At 70.4% G+C, this 898-nt stretch carries 1 protein-coding gene; it reads right to left on the bottom strand.

All coding sequences use genetic code 11. The features are described 5' to 3' along the window. Window positions 1-898, bottom strand: an 898-nt coding sequence (locus GT354_RS44655) for a phosphopantetheine-binding protein (RefSeq protein ID WP_237536072.1), incomplete at both ends; no start/stop codon positions are given.

Below are 898 nucleotides of genomic sequence, written 5' to 3'. Positions count from 1 at the left end.
GCAGGGCCGGCGCTTTGCGCGGGCACGCCGCCGCCGTCGCGCATCGAGGTGATCTTGTCGGCGATCTCCGCGATCGTGCGCAACCGGGCGAGGTCGGCCGGGTCCACGGTGGCCTCACCGGGGAAGTGATCACGCAACCGGGTCAGGATCTGCACCCGTTTGATGGAGTCGACCCCCAGGTCGACTTCCAGGTCCATGTCGGGCGTGAGCATCTCGACCGGGTAGCCGGTCAGTTCCGCCACGATCGCCAGGGCGACGTCCGCACCGCTCTCCAGGGCCGGAGCGGCCTGAGCGACCTGAGCGCCGACGCCGACGGACGCAGGGCCGGCGCTTTGCGCGGGCACGCCGCCGCCGTCGCGCATCGAGGTGATCTTGTCGGCGATCTCCGCGATCGTGCGCAACCGGGCGAGGTCGGCCGGGTCCACGGTGGCCTCACCGGGGAAGTGATCACGCAACCGGGTCAGGATCTGCACCCGTTTGATGGAGTCGACCCCCAGGTCGACTTCCAGGTCCATGTCGGGCGTGAGCATCTCGACCGGGTAGCCGGTCAGTTCCGCCACGATCGCCAGGGCGACGTCCGCACCGCTCTCCAGGGCCGGAGCGGCCTGAGCGACCTGAGCGCCGACGCCGACGGACGCAGGGCCGGCGCTTTGCGCGGGCACGCCGCCGCCGTCGCGCATCGAGGTGATCTTGTCGGCGATCTCCGCGATCGTGCGCAACCGGGCGAGGTCGGCCGGGTCCACGGTGGCCTCACCGGGGAAGTGATCACGCAACCGGGTCAGAATCTGCACCCGCTTGATGGAGTCGACCCCCAGGTCGACTTCCAGGTCCATGTCGGGGGTGAGCATCTCGACCGGGTAGCCGGTCAGTTCCGCCACGATCGCCAGGGCGACGTCCG

The organism is Streptomyces sp. SID3343 (assembly GCF_009865215.1).
Classification (GTDB): Bacteria; Actinomycetota; Actinomycetes; order Streptomycetales; family Streptomycetaceae; genus Embleya.
Note: the sequence above shows the minus strand (reverse complement) of the source record. Positions and strands in the feature narration are given on the sequence as shown.